Consider the following 5,987-nt stretch of genomic DNA (forward strand, 5'->3'; position numbering starts at 1 on the left):
CCCAGGGACCGTCTGGCCTTCATGCTCGAGGACGCAGCTCCGGTCTGCATGATCAGCGACTCCGCCACCGCCGACCTCCTGCCTGCGGGCGTGCCCACCCTGCTGCTGGATGCACAGGCGGTGAGCCAGGCCATCGCCGCACGCTCTCGCGCCAACCCCACCGACGCCCAGCGCACCCGGCCCCTGGCCCCTTCCAACCCCGCCTACGTCATCTACACCTCGGGGTCCACAGGCAGGCCCAAGGGCGTCGTCATTCCCCAGCAGAACGTCGTGCGCCTGTTGGGCGCCACCGAGCACTGGTATCGCTTCGGCCCCGACGACGTCTGGACCATGTTCCACTCCCATGCCTTCGACTTCTCGGTCTGGGAGCTGTGGGGACCCCTGCTGCGCGGCGGACGCCTGGTTGTCATCCCCAACCTACTCAGCCGCTCGCCCTCGGAGTTCCTGGCGCTGCTCGTGCGCGAGAAGGTCACGGTGCTGAACCAGACGCCTTCGGCCTTCTACCAGCTCATGCAGGCCGACCAGGATCTGCCGCACCTGCGCGCGGGCCTGGCGCTGCGCTGCGTGATCTTCGGCGGCGAGGCCCTGGAACTGCGCCGCCTGCAGGACTGGTACGACCGCCATGCCGACAACGCCCCGGTGCTGGTCAACATGTACGGCATTACCGAGACGACGGTGCATGTCAGCTACATCGCGCTGGACCGCAGCATCGCCGCGCAGGAGGCCAACAGCCTGGTCGGGCGCGGCATCCCGGACTTGCAGGTGTACGTGCTGGACGACCTGCTGCAGCCCGTGCCCGCAGGCGTGCCCGGCGAGCTCTATGTCGCAGGCGCCGGCCTGGCGCGCGGCTACCTGAACCGCCCCGGCCTGAGCGCCGAGCGATTCGTCGCCAACCCCCTGGGCGCCCCCGGCAGCCGCATGTACCGCACCGGCGACCTCGCACGCTGGCGCGCAGACGGCGTGCTCGACTTCCTCGGGCGCGCCGACCAGCAGGTCAAGATCCGAGGCTTTCGCATCGAGCCCGGCGAGATCGAGGCCGCACTCGCACGCCTGCCCCTGGTCGCACAGGCCGCCGTCATCGCCCGCGAGGACTCTCCCGGCCACAAGCAGCTCGTGGGCTATGTGGTGCCCGAGGCCGCCGACTCGGCCACCGAGGCCCTCATCGACACCGCCGCGCTGCGCCGCAGCCTCTCGCAGTCCCTGCCCGACTACATGGTCCCCGCGGCCATCGTGGTCCTGCAAGCTCTGCCGCTGACCCCCAACGGCAAGCTCGACCGCAAGGCACTGCCCGCCCCGGACTTCACTCCGCGATCCATCCGCGCCCCACGCACCCCTCAGGAGGAGATCCTCGCGGCCCTCTTCGCAGAGATCCTGCACCTGCCCCAGGTCGGCATCGACGACAACTTCTTCGACCTCGGCGGCCACTCCCTGCTGGCCACCAAGCTCATCAGCCGCGCGCGCTCCACCCTCAACGTCGAGCTGGCCATCCGTACGCTGTTCGAGGCGCCCACCGTCGCGCAGCTCAGCGAGCGGATCAACGCGAAGGATCAGAACGACTCATTCGAGACGCTGATCCCGATCCGAACCACGGGAGATGCCGCACCGCTGTTCTGCATCCATCCGGGTGGTGGATTGAGCTGGGGCTACGGATCGCTCATCAAATACCTTGGCAACAACCGTCCGGTCTACGGCCTGCAGGCTCGGGGGTATACCGACCTCGCGCTCATGCCGGACTCGATCGAGGCGATGGCTGCAGACTACCTGGAGGAGATCCAGAAGATCCAGCCTTCAGGCCCCTACAACCTGCTCGGCTGGTCGTTCGGCGGGTATGTCGCCGTTGAGATATCCCGCCTTGCCTCCGCGCAAAGCGGGCTGGACAACCAACTCGTTCTTCTCGATACCTACCCACTGCGTGCGAACGTTTTCAAGACACCGGATCAGCATTCCGATATCGAAAGGCTCGACTTCCCTGTCGAGCGGAAAACGGCCTACCTCCACCGAGACAGAATCCGGGAGGGAATCACCTTCAATGCAGAAAAGTCCATTCTTTCGAGCCTCAGCAAGAACCACATCGAAAGAATGAATGAAGTGACAAAACACAATGTGTCGCTTCTCAAGGACTACAGACCCGAAAAGATCACGGGCGATCTGCTGCTGTTCGTCGCAACCGAAACACCCCGCCTTCCGGCCCCCGAGGTCTGGCTCCCCTATGTGACGGGTCAGGTCAATGTCTATGAAATTGCCTGCCACCATGGCGCGATGACTGACCCGGAACCTATGTCCGAAATCGGCAGAGTTCTTACCTCGAAACTGCACCACGCATTGCACAACACATCCAGCGTGTCCGACGAAGTAAAACTGAGCAGCCGGTCAGGACTCCATGGAAATCAACACTTGGCCGAACAGCATGATGCTGCGTGACGCTAGCGGCATCTCATGAACCTCGACTCTGCTTGCGGGCGGTTCAGGCAGAACGAGGCTCCTCGTGTGGCGAGGACAAGAGCGAGGACGGGGGCAAGGCCGATGTGTCGCCAGGTATGCCCGTCGCGCCGGCGTTCGACGAAGCTGGCGCGTCGAGAGCAGGGGACACATCGGCGGAACTCAGGCTCGCTCTGAGCAGTTCGGCAAACGCCCTGACCACAGGCGCCGCACTTCGCTTGCTTGGATAGAAGACATTCAGGTCCAGGGGACGAATTTCCAAATCTGGGAGCTGGCGCACCAGTTCTCCCTGGCGAACCAGCTCCCTGCACATGTGTTCGGGGAGGCAGACAATTCCCAGCCCCTGAGCGGACAGGTGGCGTGCTCCTGCCAGATCATCGATGTTGAGCCGCGGACGGACGTCCTTGAAGACCTCGAGTTCGAACAGATTGCCCAATCCTGGCGCGAAGTGGGTTTCCCGGTCGTTGGTGGCGATGATGTCGTGCATGCCCAGGTCGTCCAGGGTCTGAACCAAGCCGCGTCGCGCCAGATAGGCCGGGGATGCGCAGAGCCAGCGCGCCAGCGAGACGAACCTTGAAGATCCAGGTGGGTGCGTGGGACCGCTCGAAATGGCGATGTCCACGTTCTCCGAACGAAGCTCGGCCTTCTGCGCCGTGGAGCGAAGAACGACGCTCACACCTTCATACCGTTCGAGAAACCGCGGCAGCACCGACTGCTGCACCTGCTCCTCCAGACCCGCATCCGCTGCAATACAAACAGTCAGTTGTCCCTGCGGGGCGAGGCCCAGGTCACCGACGTAGCCGATCGACTCGCCGATGCGCTTCATGATGTCGACGCCCCGGTCCTTGAGCACATTCCCGGCACGCGTGAGCTTGACCTTGCGCGTGGTCCGGTTGAGCAGTTGGGTGCCCATCAGGGTCTCCAGGCGCACGATGCTGCGACTGACGCTCGATTTGCTGATACCCAGTTCGTCCGCGGCGGCGGAGAAGCTGTAGAGAACCGCCACGTAGGTAAAGATCCGGAGGTCGTTCAGATCGAGCAGATCCACCTTGTTCTGCGCTGTCGCTTCACCGTCTTGCATGCTGTGCCGTGGGCTGGGAGTGGTTTTTGGGTATTGATCGACCTATTGCTGACGATCAGAGTGCCTGGGCGCAGACACGGTCGAGCGCAGCAAGCCTGCCGCTCTGTGTCACCCGCACCCGAGTGTGCCTCATCCAGCCCCACGCAGCTGCGGTCCATCTGAATTCGCCCGCGGGCTCTTTTCGGGGGGCTGGCAATTCAGAAAAACCGTCGACCTGGACGCCATCCGAGGCGCAAGTCCGACGGCCTCATTTCTCAGGAAATACCGCCCACCTCACAGCGAGGCTGCAGGGTGAAAGTCGAAGACTGGAGATATCGAATCGCGGTAGTCGAGCAACTCGCTGTCCAAAAGTCCAAACCCGGCATGACGGCCGACGAGCACTCGCAGAATGGCGAATGCAAGAAGGGGCCCGCTCTTCTTACCAAATGCGCTCGAAAACAAAAAAGCCACCCGACTTCCGCCGGGTGGCTTTTAGCTTTTCATCCGAAGCTGGCTTACGCCAGCGTCAAATTAGAAAGCGTGACGGATACCGAAGTCGTAGCCGGTGGACGAACGGGGCGTGAAGCCACCGGTGGTCACGAACGAAGCACCGCCAACGGTCAGAGCTGCACCGTTCTTGTTGCTGACGCGAGCGACCGTTGCGTACAGAGCCGTGCGCTTCGACAGGTTGTGCACGTAGCCCAGAGCCAGCTTGTTGGCCTTCGGATCACCCGGGTTCAGAGCGAACGGGTTGACAGGCAGGTTCTGGTCGTACTTGACGTGCGACCACGAAGCGCGGATCAGGCCAGCACCGACCGGCACGGTAGCGCCGAGCAGGTAACCGGTCACATCCACATCAGGACGGCCACCAGCCAGCGGCGTCACTTCGTAGTCAACCTTGTTCTTGACCTTCGACAGTTCACCGAACAGCTTCACGGGACCGAAGTCATACGAAGCGCCCAGGTTCAGCGTGTTGACCTTGGTGGTCGTGCCGACGTAGTACTGATCACCCACGGTGCTGCTGCCATAAGCCAGCGCAACGTCCAGAGGACCGTTGGCGTAGCCGAAACGGCCACCAACGTAACGGCCTTGACGCGAGTTGTTCGCAACATCAGGCGTAGACAGACCAGGGCTGTACTTGGTCTTCTCTGCGAAGCCGTACTGCACTTGACCGTAGAAACCACCCAGGTTCGGCGGCAGGAAGTAGCCAACGACGTTGCTTGCGCGGACGTAGTTGCTGGTGCTGACGTTAGGCACGCCAGGAACCGGCGTGGGAGCCGTGCCGTTGAAAGCACCCAGGCCGTTGCTGGCCGAGAAGATCAGGTTGGTGCCAACGCCGTTGGTGCCGAACGGATCGAACACGGTGTCGTTCCAGAACGTGGCGGTGTAGTCACGACCCAGGCGAACTTCACCGAAACCACCCGACAGGCTCACGGTCGAACGACGCGCGAACGTCGAAATACCGGTTTGGCCGTCGTCGTTGCTGATCGGGGCTTCGAGCCAGAAGCTGGCTGCCAGGCCACCACCGAGGTCTTCCGTACCACGGAAGCCCAGACGGCTGGAGTTGTAGCCCGAGTTAGCCAGTTCCGTACGGCTGACCTTGCGGCTGCCTTGGTTCAGATAGAACGGGTTCAGGAGCGTGGCCTGGTTCAGGTCACGCGAGGTGCTCGAGTAGCCGCTGATCGACGCGTCGACCACACCAAACAGCGTGACAGACGACTGAGCCGAGGCAACACCGGCGACAGCCAGCGCAGCCAAAGCAACCAGAGATTTTTTCATTGCAAGTTTCTCCAAGGTTAAACATAGGGCTCCGGTGCGAAGGGCTCACCGTGACTGGCACTTTTGTGCTCCCACCGGACCCCGGGCCAACCTCCTTTTGGGAAGTTGATGCTATTGCACCAGAGCCGCTGCGGCAGGGCAAAACAATTCGCCCCAAAAGATGAGACGAAGGTCTGTTCCGTTGTGCTGAAACTACAAACCCAATCCCTGCCGATCCGCTGGCAGCCGTCGCTTAAACACCATCGATTCCGCATCGTGAAACAACGACACCAGCGAAGCGCCGTGCCCGATGAACCATGAAAACAGTCAGGATCAAGCAGTTGGCGTCGACCACTCCGCCCCCTTCACACCCTTGTGCGCAAGGCAGTCCTGAATCGGCGGTGCGATGCCGTTGACCCACAGGTCCGGCCTGTGCTGACCGGTCGAGTAAGAGCACTGGGGCCGATATCCGTCAGACGCCGCGGACCGGCCCTTAGCAACGAGCCAGGTGGACACCCGGGTTTCCACTACATATAGTGACGCACCATCACAGTGCCGGGGGAAGCTGGATTGCGACAAGCCTTGCACGGGCGCAGCGCCCTGCGTTGCCGATTTCAACAGTCACATACATGACCGTCTGGGCTCTCGGCTTGAACCACACGACCGCGCCGCTCGATCTGCGCGGTCGTTTCGCGTTCGCGCTCGACCAGATAGCCCCCACGCTGCAGAG

At 62.6% G+C, this 5,987-nt stretch carries 3 protein-coding genes; 1 reads left to right on the forward strand and 2 read right to left on the reverse strand.

Annotation, left to right across the window (positions count from 1 at the left end; translation table 11 throughout):
* Positions 1 to 2,421 (forward strand): amino acid adenylation domain-containing protein (locus BLW48_RS34690; RefSeq protein WP_143047876.1); only part of this gene is annotated, 2,421 nt, incomplete at its 5' end.
* 43 nt (positions 2,422 to 2,464) lie between these two features.
* On the opposite strand, the gene BLW48_RS34695 is transcribed toward BLW48_RS34690, so the two are convergent.
* Both BLW48_RS34695 and BLW48_RS34700 read right to left on the reverse strand, forming a co-directional pair.
* Positions 2,465 to 3,520, reverse strand: coding sequence for a LysR family transcriptional regulator (locus BLW48_RS34695; protein ID WP_093180227.1), 1,056 nt, complete (start codon positions 3,518 to 3,520; stop codon positions 2,465 to 2,467).
* 510 nt (positions 3,521 to 4,030) lie between these two features.
* Positions 4,031 to 5,278: a porin gene (locus tag BLW48_RS34700; RefSeq protein ID WP_093180229.1), complete on the reverse strand. Its 1,248-nt coding sequence runs from the start codon at positions 5,276 to 5,278 to the stop codon at positions 4,031 to 4,033.
* Between the last annotated feature and the right edge of the window lie 709 nt (positions 5,279 to 5,987).

This window comes from Variovorax sp. YR266, from assembly GCF_900107295.1.
Classification (GTDB): Bacteria; Pseudomonadota; Gammaproteobacteria; order Burkholderiales; family Burkholderiaceae_C; genus Variovorax.